Annotated in this window: 20 protein-coding genes; 4 read left to right on the top strand and 16 right to left on the bottom strand. The window is 64.6% G+C overall.

Annotation, left to right across the window (positions count from 1 at the left end):
* Window positions 1-56: 56 nt before the first annotated feature.
* Entirely contained in the window at window positions 57-1,784 is a 1,728-nt protein-coding gene (locus BPHY_RS35680; protein WP_012406348.1) for a methanol/ethanol family PQQ-dependent dehydrogenase, read from the bottom strand.
* A gap of 397 nt (window positions 1,785-2,181) precedes the next feature.
* Here BPHY_RS35680 and BPHY_RS35675 point away from each other — a divergent pair, with 397 nt between their 5' ends.
* The gene (locus BPHY_RS35675) at window positions 2,182-2,421 is read left to right on the top strand and encodes a hypothetical protein (protein ID WP_012406347.1); all 240 of its coding nucleotides are present in this window, start codon (window positions 2,182-2,184) and stop codon (window positions 2,419-2,421) included.
* Window positions 2,422-2,500: 79 nt separating this feature from the next.
* Here the strand turns inward: BPHY_RS35675 and pqqD are convergent, their stop codons facing one another.
* The 7 genes from pqqD to BPHY_RS35645 all read right to left on the bottom strand — a co-directional run bounded on the left by pqqD (window position 2,501) and on the right by BPHY_RS35645 (window position 7,671).
* The gene (gene pqqD, locus BPHY_RS35670; RefSeq protein WP_012406346.1) at window positions 2,501-2,782 is read right to left on the bottom strand and encodes a pyrroloquinoline quinone biosynthesis peptide chaperone PqqD; all 282 of its coding nucleotides are present in this window, start codon (window positions 2,780-2,782) and stop codon (window positions 2,501-2,503) included.
* A 78-nt stretch (window positions 2,783-2,860) separates the two neighbouring features.
* Window positions 2,861-2,935, bottom strand: coding sequence for a pyrroloquinoline quinone precursor peptide PqqA (gene pqqA, locus BPHY_RS40575; protein ID WP_006410019.1), 75 nt, complete (start codon window positions 2,933-2,935; stop codon window positions 2,861-2,863).
* Window positions 2,936-3,111: 176 nt separating this feature from the next.
* The gene (locus BPHY_RS35665) at window positions 3,112-5,100 is read right to left on the bottom strand and encodes a sigma-54-dependent Fis family transcriptional regulator (RefSeq protein WP_012406345.1); all 1,989 of its coding nucleotides are present in this window, start codon (window positions 5,098-5,100) and stop codon (window positions 3,112-3,114) included.
* A gap of 470 nt (window positions 5,101-5,570) precedes the next feature.
* Window positions 5,571-5,846: a hypothetical protein gene (locus tag BPHY_RS35660; protein WP_012406344.1), complete on the bottom strand. Its 276-nt coding sequence runs from the start codon at window positions 5,844-5,846 to the stop codon at window positions 5,571-5,573.
* 189 nt (window positions 5,847-6,035) lie between these two features.
* A complete protein-coding gene (locus BPHY_RS35655; protein ID WP_041766457.1) occupies window positions 6,036-6,314 on the bottom strand; it encodes a hypothetical protein in 279 nt (92 codons plus the stop codon).
* Between the two features lie 155 nt (window positions 6,315-6,469).
* On the bottom strand, window positions 6,470-7,201 hold the full coding sequence (locus tag BPHY_RS35650) for a glycine zipper 2TM domain-containing protein (RefSeq protein WP_012406342.1): 732 nt from the start codon (window positions 7,199-7,201) through the stop codon (window positions 6,470-6,472).
* A 125-nt stretch (window positions 7,202-7,326) separates the two neighbouring features.
* Window positions 7,327-7,671, bottom strand: coding sequence for a cupin domain-containing protein (locus BPHY_RS35645; protein ID WP_012406341.1), 345 nt, complete (start codon window positions 7,669-7,671; stop codon window positions 7,327-7,329).
* 128 nt (window positions 7,672-7,799) lie between these two features.
* Between BPHY_RS35645 and BPHY_RS35640 the strand changes: the two genes are divergently transcribed.
* Both BPHY_RS35640 and BPHY_RS35635 read left to right on the top strand, forming a co-directional pair.
* Window positions 7,800-8,651 (top strand): transposase, encoded by an 852-nt coding sequence (locus BPHY_RS35640; protein ID WP_012406340.1) that lies wholly within the window; start codon window positions 7,800-7,802, stop codon window positions 8,649-8,651.
* 180 nt (window positions 8,652-8,831) lie between these two features.
* Window positions 8,832-9,152: a DUF4148 domain-containing protein gene (locus tag BPHY_RS35635; RefSeq protein WP_012406339.1), complete on the top strand. Its 321-nt coding sequence runs from the start codon at window positions 8,832-8,834 to the stop codon at window positions 9,150-9,152.
* Between the two features lie 115 nt (window positions 9,153-9,267).
* Here the strand turns inward: BPHY_RS35635 and BPHY_RS35630 are convergent, their stop codons facing one another.
* The 8 genes from BPHY_RS35630 to BPHY_RS35595 form a co-directional block, all read right to left on the bottom strand.
* Window positions 9,268-9,870: a phosphatase PAP2 family protein gene (locus BPHY_RS35630; RefSeq protein WP_012406338.1), complete on the bottom strand. Its 603-nt coding sequence runs from the start codon at window positions 9,868-9,870 to the stop codon at window positions 9,268-9,270.
* Window positions 9,871-9,940: 70 nt separating this feature from the next.
* The gene (locus BPHY_RS35625) at window positions 9,941-10,285 is read right to left on the bottom strand and encodes a Rieske (2Fe-2S) protein (RefSeq protein WP_012406337.1); all 345 of its coding nucleotides are present in this window, start codon (window positions 10,283-10,285) and stop codon (window positions 9,941-9,943) included.
* A gap of 17 nt (window positions 10,286-10,302) precedes the next feature.
* Window positions 10,303-10,887: an RBBP9/YdeN family alpha/beta hydrolase gene (locus BPHY_RS35620; protein ID WP_012406336.1), complete on the bottom strand. Its 585-nt coding sequence runs from the start codon at window positions 10,885-10,887 to the stop codon at window positions 10,303-10,305.
* A gap of 20 nt (window positions 10,888-10,907) precedes the next feature.
* Window positions 10,908-12,233, bottom strand: coding sequence for an MFS transporter (locus BPHY_RS35615; RefSeq protein ID WP_012406335.1), 1,326 nt, complete (start codon window positions 12,231-12,233; stop codon window positions 10,908-10,910).
* A gap of 167 nt (window positions 12,234-12,400) precedes the next feature.
* Complete coding sequence (locus BPHY_RS35610) at window positions 12,401-13,453, bottom strand: BKACE family enzyme (protein ID WP_012406334.1); 1,053 nt, start codon at window positions 13,451-13,453, stop codon at window positions 12,401-12,403.
* A gap of 96 nt (window positions 13,454-13,549) precedes the next feature.
* Complete coding sequence (locus BPHY_RS35605) at window positions 13,550-14,398, bottom strand: TauD/TfdA dioxygenase family protein (protein WP_012406333.1); 849 nt, start codon at window positions 14,396-14,398, stop codon at window positions 13,550-13,552.
* Window position 14,399: 1 nt separating this feature from the next.
* A complete protein-coding gene (locus tag BPHY_RS35600; RefSeq protein WP_012406332.1) occupies window positions 14,400-15,383 on the bottom strand; it encodes a quinone oxidoreductase family protein in 984 nt (327 codons plus the stop codon).
* A 12-nt stretch (window positions 15,384-15,395) separates the two neighbouring features.
* Window positions 15,396-16,319: a hemerythrin domain-containing protein gene (locus BPHY_RS35595; RefSeq protein ID WP_012406331.1), complete on the bottom strand. Its 924-nt coding sequence runs from the start codon at window positions 16,317-16,319 to the stop codon at window positions 15,396-15,398.
* Between the two features lie 241 nt (window positions 16,320-16,560).
* Here BPHY_RS35595 and BPHY_RS35590 point away from each other — a divergent pair, with 241 nt between their 5' ends.
* On the top strand, window positions 16,561-19,260 hold the full coding sequence (locus tag BPHY_RS35590) for a LuxR C-terminal-related transcriptional regulator (RefSeq protein WP_041765919.1): 2,700 nt from the start codon (window positions 16,561-16,563) through the stop codon (window positions 19,258-19,260).
* The last annotated feature ends 79 nt before the right edge of the window (window positions 19,261-19,339 follow it).

Raw genomic sequence — 19,339 nt, 5'->3', positions numbered from 1 at the left:
AAGGGCGGGACACGCGCGATGCGATGCATTCGCTGTGCGTCCCGCTTCTGCAAAGATCACGAATGGTTGAGCGCGAACACGTACAGCGTTCCGCCGCGCGGCACCTTGTCGGCGGCCTTGGCCATCGGGCCGCCCCAGATGGGATTCGCGCCGCCATAGCCCGCCAGCACCGCGACATATTCCTTGCCGTCGATCTCGAACACCGACGGCTGCGCGATGATGCCGCTCGCGAGCTTCGGGCTTTGCCACAGCACCTTGCCGTTCGTCACGTCGAACGCATACAGGTGTCCGTCGAGCGAGCCGCTGAACGCCAGGCCGCTCGCCGTCGTCGCTACGCCGCCGTTCCACGGCAGCTTGCTCCAATGGCTCCAGAGCTGCTTGCCCGTGTTGACGTCGATGGCCTGAAGCTCGCCATAACCCTTGCTGCCCGGTTCGGGCTTGATCTCGAAGCCTTCGCCGAGATACGGCAGACCTTCCATGTACGTGACCGATTTACCCGACAGCGACATGCACGCGTGCAGCGTGGGGATGATCGCGATGTGCTTGTCCGCGTCGTAGGATACCGACCACCAGTTCTTGCCGCCGAGAAAGCTTGGGCAGGTCTCGATCGTCGTGCCCGTCTTCGGATACTTCGATTCGTCCTGGACGGGTTTGCCGTCCGCGGTGTAGCCCGTGACGGAGGTGGCCTTCACGAACGGGCGCGCGTAGATCAGCTTGCCGTTGCTGCGGTCGATCGCGTGGAAATAGCCGTTGCGGTCCGCGTGGATGATCGCGTCATAGTCCTTGCCGTCGTACTTGATGTTCGCGAGCACGGGTGTGTTGACGCCGTCGTAGTCCCAGGTGTCGTGACGCGTGTACTGGTAGTGCCATTTGAGGTTGCCGGTCTTGGGATCGAGTGCGAGCAGCGAGTCTGAATAGAGGTTGTCGCCGGGACGAAGATCGGCGAGCCACGGTCCGGGATTGCCGACGCCCCAATAGAGCGTCTTGCTCTGCGGGTCATAGGTGCCCGTCAGCCACGCCGGTGCGCCACCATGTTCCTGCATGCCGTCGGGCCACGTATTGCCGTTCGGCTCCTTCGCGCCGGGCACGGTGTAGCGCTTCCATTGCACGTTGCCGTTCTCGGGGTCGAGCGCCGCGATGAAGCCGCGCGCGCCATACTCGCCGCCCGAGCTGCCGACCACGAGTGCGCCGTCAAGGGCAAGCGGCGCAAGCGAGAACGCGTAGCCCGTGGCCGGCTCGAACATCGCTTTTTTCCACACGACGGCGCCGCTTTGTGCATCGAGCGCGGTCACTTCGCCGTTCAGCATCGCGACATACACGTTCTTGCCATAGAGTGCGACGCCGCGATTCACGACATCGCAGCACGCGTTCTTAAACGCTTCGGCGCCGAGCTTCGGTTCGTACTTCCACAGTTGCTTGCCGGTGGCGCCATCGAATGCATAGACGTTGTCCTTGGGCGTCGTCACGAACAGATAGCGGCCGTTGATGATGGGCGTCGCTTCGAAGCCTTGCTGAAGGTCCGCCGGAAACTTGTACGCCCACGCCTGCTTCAGGTTCTTCACGTTCGACGTGTCGATCTGCTTGAGCGGCGAATGCGCCTGGCCGTTGTAGGTGCGGTAATACGTGAGCCAGCCGGGATCGCTTTGCGCCGACGTGAGCCGGTCGTAGGTCACGGGCGGATAGTCGGCCGCGGCGGCTGCCGTCGCGGGCTCCAGACTGATTGCCGCCACGACGCCCGCGACGAGCATCGCGAGCCGCGTGGCGGAAGCCGGACTTGTCTTCATCGTTGTCTCCTGTCCCATCGAAGATGGTTGTGGGTGAGTTATCGGTGCGACGCCTGTCAGCAGCGCTACGTCGGCGTGTGTGAAGGCGGCGGGCTCGTAAAGGCAAGTCGCATGCCATTGTTTGGCTATCCTTGCGAATCGGCGTGTGCGCTATCGAATCGATCTCAACATGCTGCAACTTGCGCGTGGCGTAGGCACATATCGCGTGTTGCATCGTGGAGCAGTGGACAGTTCGCCTGTTGCCGTATGGCACACCACGGCGGGTGACGCGCCTCGACATCGCGCTGCATGCACGTACGGGATCGATGGCACGCTTCTCGCACATTCGATAACGACAAGAAACACGTGCGACGCGCATGTCTCTTCGTCGTATCGTCAATCAGCGAGTGCGAAAGTCATGAACAGTTTGCGGGCGATGGTCGAGCGATGGCTGGCGCATATGCCGCCGTATGAAGTCAGCTTTGCCAGGTTCGGTTGCGAAGACGGCGGACGGCGTTGTCATGTGCGTGTCGACGTGCATCGCCCGGAAGGCGATGTCGCGATCCACTTCTTTCGGCATTGCGACGGCATGTGGCGTGTGTTTCCGCCCACGTCCGCACCGATCGCGATGCGTGTCGCCAGGGCGCGCGGCGACTGATTCCCGCCACCGGCGCACAAGAACGTCATCGGACAGCATATGAGCCTGTCCTCAGATCGATCGACGTGGCTGGCCCGGTTCAGTCGACCCAGCCGCGCTGCCGTGCGTGATCGATGAACTGGTAAACGTCCGTCGCGAGGCCGGACGCATTGAAGAGCGTTTCAAGTTCGCCGATGATGTCGTCGAGTTCGCGCGTGCCGTCGCAGCGCCTGAGAATTTCACCCGCACTTGGGTTGAGTTTCACCATTCCTTCCGGATACAGCAGGACATAAGCGTCCTGCATGGGCTCCCATTGCAGCCGGAACAGTTCGCGCAGCCGCGGGCGTTCGCTCGCACCGGCGTTCGCAGACGTCGGAATCATGGCGGTAGGTCTCGTGGATGGGATCAATGTGCCGTTGCGCGCTGCCGACAACGCGCAACGGCGGCCTGCAACCCGAGGTCAGCGGTTGGCGATATACATCGTGATTTCGAAACCGAATCGCAGATCCGTATAGGCGGGCGTCGTCCACTGCATGGCTGTCTCCTGGATGGTTTGCCGAAGAACCGCGTTGGGGCCGCGGTCCGGGCCATTTCATGCAAGCTCCGTGCCGGAGACGATCAGAGCGATGTGCGAGAGATGCTCAGTGAACAGGGTGTCCAGATTCGGAGCACAGGTGTTGCAAAACTCAACAGCGCGCGAGCTGCGCAACACTAGTCGTTGCCGCGCGATTCCGCGCCCGCGCACAGCGACGGCATCTTGCGATACACCGTGTTGCGCGAGACGCCCAGCGCCCGCGCGGCCGCCGACACATTGCCGTTGTGCCGCGCGACTGCCGCCGCAATCGCGGACGCCTGCACGTCCTGCAGCCGCCCGCCCTGCAGCGGCAACGGCGCATCCGCCGATGGAGCGGCGCGGGGCGCAGCGCTATGCAAATCGTCGAAAAAGTCGTCGGGCAGATGCTCGCGCCTGATTTCGCCGTCGTCGTCGATCATCGCGGCGGCCGTGCGCAGCAGATTGCAGAGTTGCCGGAAGTTGCCGGGCCACGCGCACTGCTGGAACAGCGCCATCACGTCGTCGGCGACGCTGAGCGGCGGCGCACCTTCCATTTGGTCGCACGGTACCAGTTGCAGCATCCGCTCGATGACGGCGGCGAGATCGGTACGTTCGCGCAACGGCGGCAGTTTGACGACGAGACCGTTCAATCGGTAATACAGATCCTCGCGGAACCGGTTCTGGGCGATCATCTCGCGTAAATTGCGGTGCGTCGCGCAAACGACGGCGATATCGACGGGAACGGATTTGCTGGAGCCGAGCGGATCGACGACACGTTCCTGCAGTACGCGCAGCAGACGCACCTGCAGTGGATACGGCATGTCGCCGATCTCGTCGAGAAACAGCGTGCCGCCGTTCGCTTGCAGCAGCTTGCCGACCGCGCCTTTGCGGCGCGCGCCCGTGAAAGCGCCTTCTTCATAGCCGAACAGTTCCGACTCGATCAGATTTTCCGGTATCGACGCGCAATTGACAGCGATGAACGGCCCTGCGCGGCGCGGCGAATCGTGGTGGATGGCCTGCGCGAGCAGTTCCTTGCCGGTGCCCGTTTCACCCGTGATCAGGATCGGAATGTCCTTGCCGATCACCTTGCGCACCTTGGCGATGACGGCGGAAATCTGCGGATCGCCTGTGTCGAGACAGTCGAGCCGCGATGGCACATTGGCGGAAGCGGGCATCTTCGCCGGCTGGGTGCGCGCGGCGGCCGGGCGCGTGCTGACGGCCGCCGCGCCAGGCCACGAGCCTTCGCTGGCAAGCGTCGTCCGGCGAAACTCGACGCTTGCGCAAACGACCGTGCCATTGTTCAGATCGAGCGTGATGTGATGACCCCCGCTCGAACGCAGCCGGTCGATCAGTTGCGGCGTGGTCAGCCCGAACAGCGACGAGAGCGTGTGTGCACGCATCGCGGCGAGCGGCAGCCCGACCTGGAACTGTGCGCTGCGATTCGCGGACAGAAAGCGGCCGTCGCACGTGAAGGCCATGATGCCTTCCATCAACGTGCCGAGAAACTCCGGCCGGCCATGAAACGCGATTTGCAGCGTGTTGCGGAAGGTGTTGGTGAACAGATGGTTTTCGATCATCTGCACGGACATCTTCGCGAGCGCCATCGTGTGCTGATGGTAGCTGCGGTGGTCGCCCGTCACGTCGAGCACGCCGACCAGATCGCCATACGGATCGAGAATCGGCACGCTGGAACAGGTGAGGAAGCGATTGGCGGCGAGGTAGTGCTGATCGCCATGTACGACGGTTGCGGTACGCTCCGCGATCGCGGTGCCGATCGCATTCGTGCCTTGCCGCTCTTCGGCCCAGTTGGCGCCCGCCTTGAGCGCAACCTTCTCGGCGCGGCGCAGGAAATCGTCGTCGCCGATCGAATGAAGAATGAGACCTTCGGCATCGGTCAGCACGATCATGCTTTGCGTGTTCGCGATCTGCTCGCGCAGCGTTTCCATCACAGGCGTCGCGTGAGTGCACAGCACGCGGTTCTGTTCGAGCTTCATCCGCAGTTCGCCGTGTGTGAGCACGTCGTAGTCGGGGCACATCGACGCACTGAGTCCGAACGTTTCCGACCGCTCGTGCGCTTTCTGGATCGACGGAGTGAGCCAGCCGCTGTCCCGGCCTGTCAGCGATCCGATGGTCTGTGCTTCGCGCATTGTCTCCTCCGGGTATCGTGCCGGTCGTCGTGCCGGCATCGTGGAGGTTCAAAAGCAAGACCCGCGCCATTGGTCGACTTGTTGGCTACGCGAAAGGATGCGTGACAGCCGGCAATCCGCATCGTCGCGATCGACCGCTACGCGCAGGCAAAGGCCATCGCGCAGTGCCGGGACGACGACAGCCAGGTACCGCATTCAGGCTCACTATCTGATGCACGATTGCTGACTCGGCGAACGCCGTTTGATGGCGCTCGCGAAGCGCGCTGCTTCATCGGGCGTCGCGACGTATGCGGTGCATGGCTGACACGACCATGTGTGTCCTTCCGACAATCTGCGTCGGCGGATGCGCGCGGTCCCTGCCGTGCGAGGGCGGTTCGTCGATGCGGGTCATCCGGGGTCCGAGCCACGTCGCGCGGAAGCACTCGCCGCTGCCATCGAAGCAGCGTTCCTCGCCCGATAGAGCGAGGAGGCTAACCGTCCTGATCGGCGAACAGATCGCTGAAAAGATCCGGCGTCACATCGCGCTCCGCTTCCTTCGCGGGCAGCGTACCGTCACGAACCTGTGCGAGCACGGCGGGCGGCAGCCATGCTTCTTCCATCGCGGCCATGCCGTTTTCGATCAACTGCTGCAGAAAGAACGACTGGCGGCGCCCCGTAGCGTCCGCCAATAGCTTCAACCTGCGTTCGATTGCGGGATCCACCCGTACTGCCACTACCTTCAGCTTGTTTTCGGCGGTTCTTTTCACCGCATGCTCCTGTCGATAAAACTTCGCGCGGTGCTTCTACCACGGAGCTCGGCAGGATTGCAATGCTTTCTTTGCTGGAAGGTGTGATTCGCGGTGAGAAGCAGGGGGCGATCGCTACTCAAAGGAATGCAGATTATCAGCGTATGTGTGTCGCCGATCGCCGCCGAAGCTTATCCGTTGAAGGCGGATTCAATCGTCATCGTCGTCGTGATGATGACGCCAGCCGCGATGACGGCCATGATCGTGCCATTCGCGCGGTTCGCGATAGCCGTAGCCATAGCCGTAGTAGACGGGCGCCGGCGCGTACACGGCAGGCGGCGGGGGCGCGTAGACGACGGCGGGTGCCGGCTCGACATAGACGGGCGCGGGCAGGCCAAACGTCACGCCGACATCGACGTGCGCGGATGCCGCCGTCGATGTGCCAGCAGCGACGAGACCCGCTGCGCAAATGAGTGTGAGGCGTTTCAACGTAAGACTCCGTTCGAGGCGTGTGCAGATGAAGGCCATTCGATGGCGAATGCCGGGCATTGTAGGAACGCAGTCGTTCTCATGTTGCATCCGTCATGTTGCGTCTGTAACGGGTAGTAACCGCCCGCCACATGCGGGCGGTTTCATGCTTGCCATCACGAAGCCGTGAGCGTGTCGCCGGATACGTGCACGCGTTGTCCGACCTGCACCTGCGGTTCAGTCGCATAAGTGAAGTTGCGATAGCTGCCGTCCTGCATGCGCACCTGTACCTGATAGCTCGTCTGCTTGCGCACCGCATGTTCGATGCCGTTGCCCGCGAGACCGCCGCCCACCGCGCCCGCGATGGTGGTAAGGATGCGTCCGTGTCCGCCGCCGAACTGATTGCCGATCAAACCGCCCGCGACCGCGCCACCGACGGCGCCGAGTCCCGTGGTCGGCTCTGACGTTTGCACCGGGTTGATCGCGACGACTTCACCCGCATAGGGATCGGCGGCAACCTGGCGTGCGCCGGCCGATTGCGCATAGTTGCCGTTCGCGTACTGCGGTGCGGGCGCGACCGACGGCTTGCGCGTGTGATGAACGGGCCGCGGCGCAGCGGGTGCCGCTTGCTGGGCGACGGGTTGCGCCGCACTCGGCTGCTGGACCGCGCCCGTTTGCTGAGCCGTGGCGTTCGCTGGCTCGACGGTAGCGAGCGGCGCGCTGGCGGCCTGCGCGGCGACGGGCGCGATCTGCGCAGCGGGCGGCTGCACCGCGTGCGAAACGGGCAGGATGCCCGTCATGGCCGCGACGCCTGTGACGCTGGCGAGGATCACGGACACAGCCGCGCCTGCGATCAAGGGATGGATACGGCTACGTTGCGAAGTGCTGTTCGTGACATTGGCGTTCATGACGGGCTCCACGGTGTGTGTGCCTGCAATAACGCCGCTCGAATGACGGCGGTGTACGCGCCGTCGCATCGGCTTTGTAAGCAGTTGTAGCGTGAATTCGATGCTGCGTATCGCTTCTTGCGTGCTCAGCAGAAGCGCTGGGCGACATCGTAGGTCAACAGGAAGACACATCCTGTATCGCTTCGGAAGCCGTTTTCCACCGTACCCGCTTCTGCGATGCCAACCCATCCCGGCAACAGACGCTGTCCGTTCTGCACCGCTTCGCCTTCTAGCATGTAGATGAACTCGGGGCCGGTGTGCAGGTGGTTCGGGAACACCGTCCCGGGTTCGAAACGCACGAGCTGCATCGCGCGTCCATTGGCCTTGCCGAGATTCTTGATCTGCACGCCGCTCGCACACGCCGATGGCGTCCACGGTAGCGCCTGCGCATCCGCACATGAGAAACGCGGTGTTGCCGGTTGCGGGTTCATCTCGTCACCTGTTCGTTGGCGGACCGTCGCGTCGGCCCTGGCCAGGGATTTCCTGACACAAGATTCAGACGGCTCACCTTCGAAGCCGATCCGAATCCTGACTGCATCAAAGATTACGTCGTGGGTCAATGGTCACCGTGCTCGATGTCTGTAGCGAGTTGGAGAAGGAGATGCAGTTCGAGGAGCTTTCCAACGAAGAGTGGTCGCTGGTCGCGCCGACGCTCTGCGCGCCGCCTCCTGCGGGCATGCTGAAGCGCGGCCGCCCGCGCATCCGGCCGCGCCTGCTGGCCAACGCGGTGCTGTGGGTGTTGACCACGGGCGAATCGTGGGCCAAGCTGCCCGCGCACTATCCATCGCAGCCTACCTGCCGTTGCCGGTTCGAAGAGTGGCGGCGCGACGGCAAGCTTGCCGAGATGATCCGCATCCTCAGCGACAGGGGACGCCGCTTTTCATACGTACCCGATGTGCCGAATCCGGTCCCAAAGGCCAGGCCGAAGCGCGACAGCCGCGTAATCGACGAGCGCGGCCTGCCTCGCGTGGTCTGGCGAAGCCAGGCGTCCTGGCAGACATCGACGGCCGACCCGGGTCGTCGCTTTGCCCCAGCCGCCCCGGCCGAGCCGATCGAGCCGATCGAGCCGATCGAGTCGGGGCGGCCCGCGACGGCAGCAGCCGCCCGCGAGCCGCAACCCGACACCTCGAATCGTGGGTTCTGGATGGGACTCGCGGCGAAGGGCGCGCGCGTGACCGACGACAGAGGCTACATCGTGTACGTTGCGGCCGATCTCGTACCCGACGCGATGTTTCGCGGCTGGACGGAGATCACGCGCGATGGCCGGCGCGTCGCGCGATCCGGCCTCGTGGGTCCGAAGTTCGGCGCGCCGGAGGCGGCCATGCAATGCGCGCTGACATGGGCGCGCCGCTGGATCGAGCAGCACGGCGTGTGTTTCGAATTCGAGTTGCTGCACCGAGCAGCCGACTGACGCACGCAGCGTGATCCAGAACGCATCTCGCACCAGTGTCGAGCGGTTTATGACGTTTCCTGAAACTATGAGTTGGTGGATCGGGTGTTTATCCGCAACGCCGACACTCCTAGACTGTTTTCAACGCAACGAACAAAACAGTTCGAAGCATCCGAAAAACAAATCCTGGAGGTAATGATCATGAAATCGCTCATCAAGGCTGTTGCAGTTGCTGCTGTCCTCGCTGTTCCTGTCATGTCATTCGCGCAATCCAGCCAGCCGGTGACCCGTGCTGAAGTTCGCGCCGAGCTGGTGCAACTGGAGAAAGTGGGCTACATCCCGTCGAATAGCAGCGATACGCAATACCCTGCCAACATCCAGGCTGCGCAAGCAAAGGTTGCAGCTGCAAATGGAGTCGAGAATAGCGGTGTGGGCGGTGTGGCGGATGGCTCGTCGCAAGGTGGCCAGCGCGCTTCGTTCTCGGCCAGTTCGTACTCGGCACCCGTGTTCGAGCATCACTGATGCATTCGGCGCTGGCTGTCACGCCAGCGCAGCAGGTGGGTCGCAAAGACCGCGACATGCGCTGTCATTCGACGGAACGCAGTCGCGGTTTGTTCTTCTGGGCGCGTGATTTTGGCTACGTGCGCATCCATCCGCGCGCGATCGGCCACGCCAGCAGCTTGCGATACAGCACGATCGTCACGTCTGCTGCCGCATTCCCCGCCAGCGACCAGAGGGGCCACACGAGGACGTACGCGACGCACGCGATCAATGCAGCGCCCAGCATGTCGAACGGAAAGTGCACGCCGATGTACACGCGCGACCACGCAACCGCGAGCCCGGCAACGAGCGTGAGCAAACCGGCCCAGCGCACGCGTGCGAACAGCAAGGTCAACGCGACGCTCGCGAAGACCGTACCGTGATCGCTCGGAAACGACGAATCCGGCGCGTGTTCGACGAACGTATGGCCCAGTCCGATCATGAACGGCCGCGGATGCATCCATGCAAGGCCGATGATCTGATTGAACCCGAGCGCGAGCAGCGTCACGCAACACGCGCGCAACGCGGCTTCGCGGCTGTCCCGGTTGCCGGATAGCCAAAGCGCGGCGAGCACGAGGGGAACGAGATAGATCACGTAGTCGGCGACACATGATGCAACGCCGATTTGCCAGCGAGGCGTCGAAGTCGTCGCGTTGATCGTGAGAAAAAGCGCCTGGTTGAACGCTTCAAGTGTGTTCATGTGCAGATCGGGCGCCGAGCCCTGTAATGAGCAGACGACACGATCCTACCGGCAGAACCTTATGTCACGCTTAGGTCGGAGAACAGGTCGGCGAATCGCTGCTTTGCAACGTGATGACGATACCGTCTTCGACCTGACGCAGCGGGAACGTCGTCAGGCACAGCGCGCGTCCGGCGGGCGAGCAGCCGGTCAGCAGATCGAATGGGAGCCCATGCGCGGGACATCGCAGCACGCTCCCTTCGAGGCGTCCCGTCAGCAGCGATGCGCCGTTATGCGGACAGGCGTCGTCGATTGCGCGCAGTTCGCCGCCGAGATTGAACAGCGCGATGGATCGGCCATCGACGAACACGATTTTCCGCTGACCGGGCGCGAGTTCGTCGGCCCGGCAGACACGATGGTCAAGCGTCGATTTCATATGGGTCGATATGTCCGTCAGCACGGCGCGTGCGCCGGTTCGCCGCTCAGTTCGGCGATGAGTTCGATGGCGCGCGGCCATTCGCCGTATCCCGAAGCAGGATTCAGATGACCGACGGCGCCCGCATGAACGAGCCGGCTTCCCCAATCCTGCGCCATGCCCGCGACACGCTCGAAACGCGCGAGGGGATCGTTCGTGCTGGCGACGACGATGCTCGGGAACGGCAGACGTTCGCGCGGTATCGACAGCCAGCCGTTGTCGCGCAGCGCGTCCTGCGTCGGATAGCCTTCGGGCAGCGGCGTTTCCAGATCGACGGGTGTGGCAAGCAACGCGCCCTTGATCTGGCGATGATGCTGCTGCGCCCAATGCACGGTGATCATCACGCCGGCGCTGTGCGCGACCAGCACGACAGGGCCATCGATTTCACGCAGCGCGGCATCGAGCGCCGCGGTGCGCGCCGCGCGGCTGAGCTTGTCATGCTCCAGCGGTGCGACGGCGCGCGCATTGGGCAGCGCGCGTTGCAGCAGTGTTTGCCAATGATCTTCGATGTGGTCGCGCAGTCCGGGCACGATCAATACGGTTGGCGTCGTCGGGGATGTCATGAGAGTGAGTCCTTCGTGTTTCATTCGGTTGCGAGAGCGGTACGCGCCGGTTCGACGCGTTGCAGGCCGCGTCCGTAATTGCGCATGCCGATCGTGAACATCACGGTCGCCAGCGCGGCGGCGAGCGGCACGAGCTGCAACGCGCCAGGCAGGCCGATGCGGTCCGCGATATAACCCGTCACGAGCGGCCCTGGCGCCATGCCTAGCAGGTTGTTCACGAGCGTCAGCGTGGCGAACGCGGGCGCATGGATCGAGGGCGGCGTGAGATTGGCGACCATTGCGCCGGCCGGTCCGGATGTGCCCGCCACAACGAAGATGCCGGCGCCAAGCAGCACGAATTGCAGCGGGCCCGCCTGCAACTGGAAGCCGATGCCCAGCAGTACGAGCGACATCACGCAATAGGCGATCGCCGTCATCCACTTGCGCTCGGGATGTCCCTTGCTGACTCTGTCCGTCACGATGCCGCACACAATCATCCCGACGCCGCCGAGCAGCAGGAATCCTGCTGCCGTGACGGCCGCCTTGTCGGTCGGCATGCCGTAGTAGCGGTTCAGAAAGCTCGGCATCCACGCCAGCACAGATGCCATGATGAAAAGCTGCAACGCGCTGCCGACGTACGCGCATATCACCGAAACCGTCGAGAAAAGCCCGCGCAGCGTTGCGCGAAAACTGGGGCGCTCCGCCTTATTCGCGCGAAGCGATACGGCGATGTCGTTGCGTCGGCATGCAACGCGCTTCTCGGTGACGATCATCATGTACGCGAACACCAGCACGATGCCGAAGCACGCCATCGCGCCGAACGACCAGCGCCAGCCGAGATGCACGGCCACCACGCCGCCCAGCGCCATGCCGAACACAGAGCCGAACGCACCGCCTGCCATGAAGGCGCCCGTCAGCGTCGAGCGCAGATGCGCGGGGAAGATGCTCAGGATCAGCGCGATACCGACGCTGCCATACGCGGCCTCGCCGACACCGACCAGCGCGCGGGCCACGAGCATTTCGCCGTAGCTCGTGGCGATCGCGCAGCCGAGCGTCGCCGCGCTCCACAACGCGGCCATCACGACGATGCTCTTCACGCGGCCCCAGCGGTCGGCCAGCACGGACAGCGGAACGGTCAGCGCGCCGACCATCAGCGCGACGACGCCGCTTAGCGAGCCGAGCTGCGTATCGCTAAGCCCCCACGTTGTCTTGAGCAACGGAAATACGGCATTCAGCACCTGTCGCGACATATAGTCCGACAGCAGCAATCCGAAGGTCAGCGCGAAAACGATCCACGCATACGCGCGCGTGCCTGTGCGCGCGGCAAAGTTTCCGTGTGCGCCGTGATCGACATGATGGATATGCAAGATTGTCTCCTCCGTTTGCGGGCGTTGCGTGCTCCGCGCGCTCGACGCGCGCGGGCCCGTCTCTTCAAGCCGCACGCCGGATGACGCCGGCCCCGCCCCGGAATAGGTCCGTTTCGTTTGACGCCAGCATCCGGCGTCTCCTCAGCCTTCGGTCAGCACTGCGTGCGTCACGCGGCCAGCGGAAGATTCTTTTGTCCCGGCTTGCGGTTCGGCGCCATGCCGTTAGCGGCGAGCGTCTCGTCCGCGTCGCGGTATTGCACGCCGATCCGGTAGATCTCGCGCGCTTCCTTGCCGCTCGCGATCTCACGGCCCAGTTCCCGCGCAATGCGCACCGTCTGCTCGATCTGCTGCACCGAGGTCATGCGGTTGCCGTGCTGATCGATGATCGTGTCTTCGATGCCGCAGCGCGGATGCAGACCCATCGCCAGCGCCATCGTGTTGAACGGCAGCACGTTCTTCAGCAGCGATTCGGCCGTCAGCGTGCAGCCGTTCGGCGCGCGATGAATGAAGTTGAAGAAGTTGAACGGGTTCGGACCGTCGAAGCCGCCGCCGATGCCGATCCACGTCAGGTTCAGCGGGCCCGTGTAGACGCCCTTGCGCACCAGCCGTTCGAGCGTCTCGAGCGCGTGCATGCCCGTCAGCTGGAAATGCGGCTGAATGCCCGATGCCTGCAGACGGCGAAGATGCTCTTCGACCCAGGCGGGACCGGCGGGCACCGTCATCTCGCTGTACGCGGCCTGGTACGCCGGATTCGCGAGCGAGGTGCCGGCGAGGTATTCCGGATACAGCAGCTCCATGATGTTCATCTGCGTCGTGTTGATCGCGACGGTGACCTGATCCGGCTTCGGATCGAGTTCGGCGAGCATGTGACGCGTGTCGTCGGAGAGCCACTTCGCAGCCTGGCCGTCGTTTTCCGGTGCGAACGAAATCGACCCGCCCACCTGGATGATCATGTCGGGCACGGCGGCGCGCACGCCGGCGATCAGTTCGTTGAACTTCGACAGACGCTTCGAGCCCTTGCCGTCGAGTTCGCGCACGTGCAGATGCAGCACCGTGGCGCCTGCGTTGTAGCAGTCGACGGCCTTCTGGACCTGTGCTTCCATCGTCACGGGAATGTCTTCAGGGAAGTCTTCCGGCATCCATTCGGGCCCGTACGGCGCAACAGTGATCACCACCTTGTCCTGATGCTCCGGGTGCAGCGAGTCGTCGAGAAATTGCATTGTCGTCCTCCAGATTTGTGCGTGTTCGAGCCGCCCGTCGTCGACGGGCTATCGGAAAAGAATTCGGCTACGGCGATTGAGTGCGGCGTGACGCGCTTAGAACGGCACGTCGCCGATGATTCCCGCGCGTTCCATCTTGCGGTGACACGGGGGGTAATCCATCACGGCGTAGTGCTGCGTGCTGCGGTTGTCCCAGATCGCGATGCTGTTCTTCCGCCAGCGCCAGCGCACCTGGTACTCGGGCACATATGCCTGGCTCACCAGATAGCTGAGCAGCATGCTCGCGCCGGGATTGGCGTCCTGGCCGAAGCGCACGCGCTCGGGCGTGTGGTAGTTGGTGAAGTGCGTCGTGAATGCGTTGACGAACAGCACTTTCTCCCCGGTTTCCGGATGCGTGCGGACCACAGGGTGCTCGGCATCCGGATACTGCGCTTTCAGCGCGTGGCGCTTTTCGATCGGCATCGCGGCGCCGAAGCTCGCTTCGATACTGTGGCGTGCGCGCAGATCGGCGATCTGCGTCTTGACGTGCTCGGGCAGGTTCTCGTAAGCGAGCACCATGTTCGCCCACATCGTGTCGCCGCCGACGGGCGGGCATTCCACGCAGCGCAGCACGCAGCCGAAAGGCGGCGCGGCGCGCCACGTGGCGTCGGTGTGCCATGCGTTTTCATAGCGGTCGTTCGGCTGGTCGGGCGTCTTGTAGATGCGCACGAGGCCGGGATGCTCGGGATCGCTGCCCGCGATGGGGTGATCTTCGAGTTCGCCAAATCGCCGCGCAAACGCGACATGCTGGGCGCGCGTGATTTCCTGATCGCGCAGGAACAGCACGCGATGCTTCAGCAGCGCAGCGCGGATCTCGGCAAACAGGCCGTCGTCATGCACGGCGTCGGCGAGATCGACGCCCGTCAGTTCGGCACCGATGGAACAGGTCAGCTGTTCGATGCGCATGTCACTCTCCCTGAACAACGAAAATCGACGAACCGGTCGTCTTGCCCGCTTCGAGATCGCGATGTGCCTGCACGGCGTCGTTCAACTCGTAGCGCTGGTTGATCTCGATCTTGATACGGCCGGCGGCGACGTGTCCGAACAGTTCGCCCGCGAGTTCCGCCTTCTCTGCCGGATCGGCGATGTAGTCGGCGAGCGCGGGGCGCGTGAAGAACAGCGAGCCCTTGATCGCGAGTTGCATCGCGTCGATCGGCGGAAACGCGCCAGACGACGTGCCGACGCCCACCAGCAGTCCGCGCCGCTTCAGCGAATCGAGCGAAGCCGTCAGCGTGTCCTTGCCGACGCTGTCGATCACGACAGGCACGCCGACGCCGTCCGTGAGTTCGCGCACGCGTTTCGCGACGTCCTCACGCCGGTAGTAGATGATGTGATCGCAACCGTGAGCGCGCGCGATCTCGGCCTTTTCTTCCGTCGATACCGTGCCGATCACGTTGAGTCCGAGCAGCTTCGCCCATTGGCTCACGATCAGACCGACGCCACCCGCTGCCGCGTGCAGCAGGAACGTGTCGCCGCGTTTCCACTGATAGATGCGCCGCATCAGATACGCCGACGTCAGGCCGCGCATCGTCATGGCCGCTGCCGTTTCGAACGGAATCTCGTCGGGCAGGTGAATCAGGCACGCGGCGGGCAGCACGCGCTCCGATGCGTAGGCGCCGAGCGGGCTTCCCGTGTAGGTGACGCGATCGCCCGGCTTGAAATCCGTCACGTTTTCGCCGACAGCTTCGACCACACCCGCGCCTTCCATGCCGATGCCCGACGGCAGCTTCGCCGGATAGAGGCCGGTGCGGAAATAGATGTCGGCGAAGTTCAGGCCGACGGCCGCGTGGCGCACGCGCACTTCGCCCGGACCGGGTTCGGCGCGCTCGACATGTTCCCAGCGAAGGACTTCCGGCGAGCCGGTTTCATAAAAGCGGACTGCATTTGGCATGCTTGTCTCCTGTCATGCTCGCGAGCTGCGAAGCTCGCCAATGGTGTGTTCAAGGTTCGTGAATGGCGCGGCCGCGAGTGCCGCACCGATTTCCTGCCAGTCCGCATCGCTCAGATAGCGGCGCGCGGCGGGCAGGATGACGCCTTCCTCGCGTCCCATGTGCTCCCAGATGAACTGGGCGCAGGTCTGCAACTGTTGTTCGAAGCACACGGGCGGAAGCTCGCCTCTCGCCGCTGCGCGGGCGCCTTCCATCAGCGCGTCGAGCAGGCGTGCTTCGTGCCGATGCTGGTGTTCGAGCTCATCGAGTTCGGCGTCGAACGCGGAGGTGCGTTCGCGCAGCCGCGCGAATACGCACGCGTCCTTTCCCGGCCGGTCGCGCAACGACTGCAGGTTGTGCAGAGCAGCGACGATGCGATCCATTGCGACTGCGCAGGACGGCTCGCCGCGCGACACGGCCGCGTGCATGTCGCAAAGCAGCCCGTGGAGCTGCGCACCCGCCGCGCGGTGCTGGCCGAGCAGCTTGCCGATCACCAGATCGGCCGCTCGATTCCGTTGTGCAGTGCACACCAGTACGGGCATGCCACAGGATGCGAACGCGTCGCCGGCATCGCGCTGGCGCATGAACCACGGCGCATCGGCCGACGCGCACAAAAGGTCGCAACCCTGGGCGCGCGCCAGCTCGACGATGACCTCGAGCGCGAAACCGCTTGCATGCGCCACGGCGCGGGGCGCGCAGGCGCACGGCACGCCTTGCGCACGAGCCGCCGCTTCGGCTTTGGCGAGCCGTTCCGCTGCGCGATTTTCGGTGGACGCTTCACAGCACGCGTCGAAAAAAGTGACGCGCGCGCCGATCGACCTCGCGAATTCGAGCGCGTGCCCGACGGCTTCGATTGCCGCGTCGGTGCCGCCTACGGGGACGAAAAAATGACGATACATGGCGTCCACTAGCTTGCTTGAAGGGGGCGGCGAAGCAGACGGGCATTGCCCGCCATCGACTCGAACTGCATGATTGGCCTCGCTCGCAATATCTATTGAAGGCTATCGTAGTGAAGGAGGGGCATCGAAACCCCACTCGCCGCGAGGGGGGGCGGTGCGCGGCCCCAGGCGGGGACTCCCCGGCTTTGCGCTAGCGCGGCGCTCGCGTAAGCTGTCTCGTATCCCGACCGATAATGCCCCAATGGCAACGACCCCCAACGGCGACGCCGACACCGAGCTGGTTCTGAAGACGATCGCGCCGCGTGCGCCGCAGCATCTGTTGACGCGCGCGCGTCTGGGCGTCGACCAGCCGCGTCTGCGCAATCTGCGGGTTGCGCTCGTTCAGGCGCCCGCGGGCTACGGCAAGACGTCGTTGCTTGCGCAGTGGCGGCGCGAGCATCTGGCACGCGGCGTCGCTGTCGCATGGCTGTCCGTCGACGAGCGCGACGACGCTCAGCGCTTTCTGCTCGGGCTCGTGCACGCGGTGCGCACCGGCTGCGCGCGTCCGACCTTCGGGCGGCTCGTGCTGAACAGCCCGGCGGCGCCGTCGCGCGAACTCGAAGGCATCACCGCGTGGCTCGCCGAAGTCGCCCAGCTTTCGCTCGAAGTCGTGCTGATCGTCGACGAAGCCGACCGGCTGCCTGCCTCAGGGCTGGCGGCGCTCGCCTATCTGCTGCACAACGCGCCGCAAAACCTGCGCGTGGCGGTGTCGGCCCGGCGCGGTCTCGACGACGTGGCGGGTGATCTGCTCGCCTACGGTGCGGGCGAATTGATCGGTCCGGACCTGCTGCGTTTCCGGCTTGACGAGGCGATTGCGCTGATTGGCGAGCGCTTCGGCGCGCGTGTCGAGGCGGACGTGTGCGCGCGGCTTTTCGAGCTGTCCGATGGCTGGCCGCTCGGCCTGCAGCTGGCGTTGGCGGCGATGGCGCGCGCCGAAGATCCGCGCCGTGCGGCGCAGGCGCTGTCGGCGGATCATGGCGGCCTGCGCGAACACCTTGTCGTCGTGCTGATCTCGAAGCTGTCGCCTGACGACGATGCATTCCTGACGCGTATCAGCGTCGCCGACCGGCTGCATCCGCAACTGTGCGAGGCGTTGACGGGCGACGTCGGCGCGCCCGAGCGCCTCGCGCGGCTGGTGCGCGACACGCCCGTCTTCATCGCGAGCGAAGACAGCGCATGGTGCCGGCTTCACGTGCTGGTGCGAGACGTGTTGCGGGGACGGCTCGCCGCCTTGCCAGACGCCGAACGCGCGGACCTGCACGGGCGCGCGTCGGCATGGCTCGCCGCGCACGGCATGCTCGACGAGGCGGCGCGCCACGCGCATGCGGCAGGGCAGCACCAGGTCGCTTACGATCTTGCCGAACGATGCCTGTACGACGCCGTGAAGAAGGGCAGCCTGTCCGCGGTGCGGGACTGGCTCGAATTGCTGCCCGAGGACGAACTGGAGCGCAGGCCGCGTCTGCGTCTTGCCGCCGCGTGGGTGCTGGCGCTCGGCGAGCGTCATGACGAGGCCGAACGTCAGGTTGAACGGGTGCTGGCCGATCCCGGAGCCGCAACTGAGCTGCGCTACGAATGCGCGTTGATCCTGAGCGCGGCGGCGTATTACGCCGATGAAATCGACCGTTTCGTGACGCTGTTCGAACCGTGGCTCGATGCCGTGCCGCCTGCGGGATCGTGGCTCGCCCAGATTCAGGCGAACCGTCTTTCGGCGCTTGCGATTCTTCAGGGCGAGCCGGCCCAGGCGCGGCGTTTCCAGCAGCAACTCGCGCCGCGTCACGAGAACGGCGCGGGCACAGGCTATGTGATCCGCTGGGGCGATCACATGATCGGCTTCAGCTATCTGCTCGAAGGGCAATTGAGTCTGGCGGAATCCGTGCTGATGCCCGCGCTCGCCAGCGCCGAAGCGGACCTTGGCCGGCGGCATCCGTTGACCTGCATGTTCGCGGCGATGTGCGCGGCGCTGTGCTACGAAACCGATCGCGTCGAGCAGGCGGCGGCCTTGCTGGCGAACCGGCTCGACGTGCTGGAGCGCGGCGGCACGCCCGAGATGATGATGCTCGCGTATCGCACGGCGGCGCAGATCTCGGCCCTGCAGGGCGTCGAGCATCGCGCGCTCGATCTGCTGGAGGCCATGCACGCGATGGGCGTCGCGCGCCGCATGCCGCGTCTGTGTGTCGCGAGCCTCGCGGAGCAGGTGCGCATACACGCTGCACGCTATCGCGCACAAACGTGCGAGGCGCTGGCCGGACGCATCGACGAAATCGTCGCGCAGGAGGCGGAGCGTCGCGGGCCGCTGTGGCGCAGGCATGTGGCGATGCTTCAGGCCTTGTCGCACGGATACGCGGCGATCGCTGCACGACGCTGGTCGCAATCCCTCGATACGCTCGCCGTCGCGCTTGAACATGCGAACGCGATGAAGCTCGGCCGGGACCGTATCGAGATCATGGTGCTACGCGCTTTCGCGTTGGAGCAGACGAGCGCGCAAGGCCGGCCAGTGCTGCTCGAGGCGATGAACCTGGCCAGCACGTTCAGTCTGACGCGCACGCTGGCCGACGCGCATCCTGCGATTGCTGACTGGATGCGGCGCGTCAGTGAAGAAGAGGCCGACGCTGGCCAGCCCGTTCACGCGATGCCCGCGCCGCGGCTCGTTCCTGTGCCGGCACGCGCTGCAGCGGGTGCCCCGCGCGCGGTGCCGAGCGTCGTCCTGACGCCGAAGGAGCGCGAGATACTCGAACTGCTCGGACGCAGCCTGTCGAACAAGGAGATTGCGCTTGCGATGTCGGTCGGCGAAGAGACCGTCAAGTGGCATCTGAAGAATCTGTTCGGCAAGCTCGATGCGAGCTCGCGCAAGCATGCGGTGCGGCGCGCGCTCGTGCTGGGGTTGCTGGAAGGGGCGCAGTAGTCTTCTTTTCGCCGGCGATGCGGTGCAGTGCCGCAGCGCCTGACATCAACGCATCAGCACCGCATCGGCACGGGCTCTA

It is taken from the genome of Paraburkholderia phymatum STM815 (assembly GCF_000020045.1).
GTDB classification, from domain to species: Bacteria; Pseudomonadota; Gammaproteobacteria; order Burkholderiales; family Burkholderiaceae; genus Paraburkholderia; species Paraburkholderia phymatum.
Note: the sequence above shows the minus strand (reverse complement) of the source record. Positions and strands in the feature narration are given on the sequence as shown.

Bases quoted from the DNA above. Each gene is read 5' to 3' on its own strand.
- BPHY_RS35590 (WP_041765919.1), top strand. From the start codon at position 16,561: ATGGCAACGACCCCCAACGGCGACGCCGACACCGAGCTGGTTCTGAAG.
- BPHY_RS35635 (WP_012406339.1), top strand. From the start codon at position 8,832: ATGAAATCGCTCATCAAGGCTGTTGCAGTTGCTGCTGTCCTCGCTGTT.
- BPHY_RS35595 (WP_012406331.1), bottom strand. From the start codon at position 16,319: ATGTATCGTCATTTTTTCGTCCCCGTAGGCGGCACCGACGCGGCAATC.
- BPHY_RS35680 (WP_012406348.1), bottom strand. From the start codon at position 1,784: ATGAAGACAAGTCCGGCTTCCGCCACGCGGCTCGCGATGCTCGTCGCG.
- BPHY_RS35620 (WP_012406336.1), bottom strand. From the start codon at position 10,887: ATGACATCCCCGACGACGCCAACCGTATTGATCGTGCCCGGACTGCGC.
- BPHY_RS35675 (WP_012406347.1), top strand. From the start codon at position 2,182: ATGAACAGTTTGCGGGCGATGGTCGAGCGATGGCTGGCGCATATGCCG.
- BPHY_RS35600 (WP_012406332.1), bottom strand. From the start codon at position 15,383: ATGCCAAATGCAGTCCGCTTTTATGAAACCGGCTCGCCGGAAGTCCTT.
- pqqD (WP_012406346.1), bottom strand. From the start codon at position 2,782: ATGATTCCGACGTCTGCGAACGCCGGTGCGAGCGAACGCCCGCGGCTG.
- BPHY_RS35610 (WP_012406334.1), bottom strand. From the start codon at position 13,453: ATGCAATTTCTCGACGACTCGCTGCACCCGGAGCATCAGGACAAGGTG.
- BPHY_RS35640 (WP_012406340.1), top strand. From the start codon at position 7,800: ATGGTCACCGTGCTCGATGTCTGTAGCGAGTTGGAGAAGGAGATGCAG.
- BPHY_RS35665 (WP_012406345.1), bottom strand. From the start codon at position 5,100: ATGCGCGAAGCACAGACCATCGGATCGCTGACAGGCCGGGACAGCGGC.
- BPHY_RS35625 (WP_012406337.1), bottom strand. From the start codon at position 10,285: ATGAAATCGACGCTTGACCATCGTGTCTGCCGGGCCGACGAACTCGCG.
- BPHY_RS35630 (WP_012406338.1), bottom strand. From the start codon at position 9,870: ATGAACACACTTGAAGCGTTCAACCAGGCGCTTTTTCTCACGATCAAC.
- BPHY_RS35645 (WP_012406341.1), bottom strand. From the start codon at position 7,671: ATGAACCCGCAACCGGCAACACCGCGTTTCTCATGTGCGGATGCGCAG.
- BPHY_RS35650 (WP_012406342.1), bottom strand. From the start codon at position 7,201: ATGAACGCCAATGTCACGAACAGCACTTCGCAACGTAGCCGTATCCAT.
- BPHY_RS35605 (WP_012406333.1), bottom strand. From the start codon at position 14,398: ATGCGCATCGAACAGCTGACCTGTTCCATCGGTGCCGAACTGACGGGC.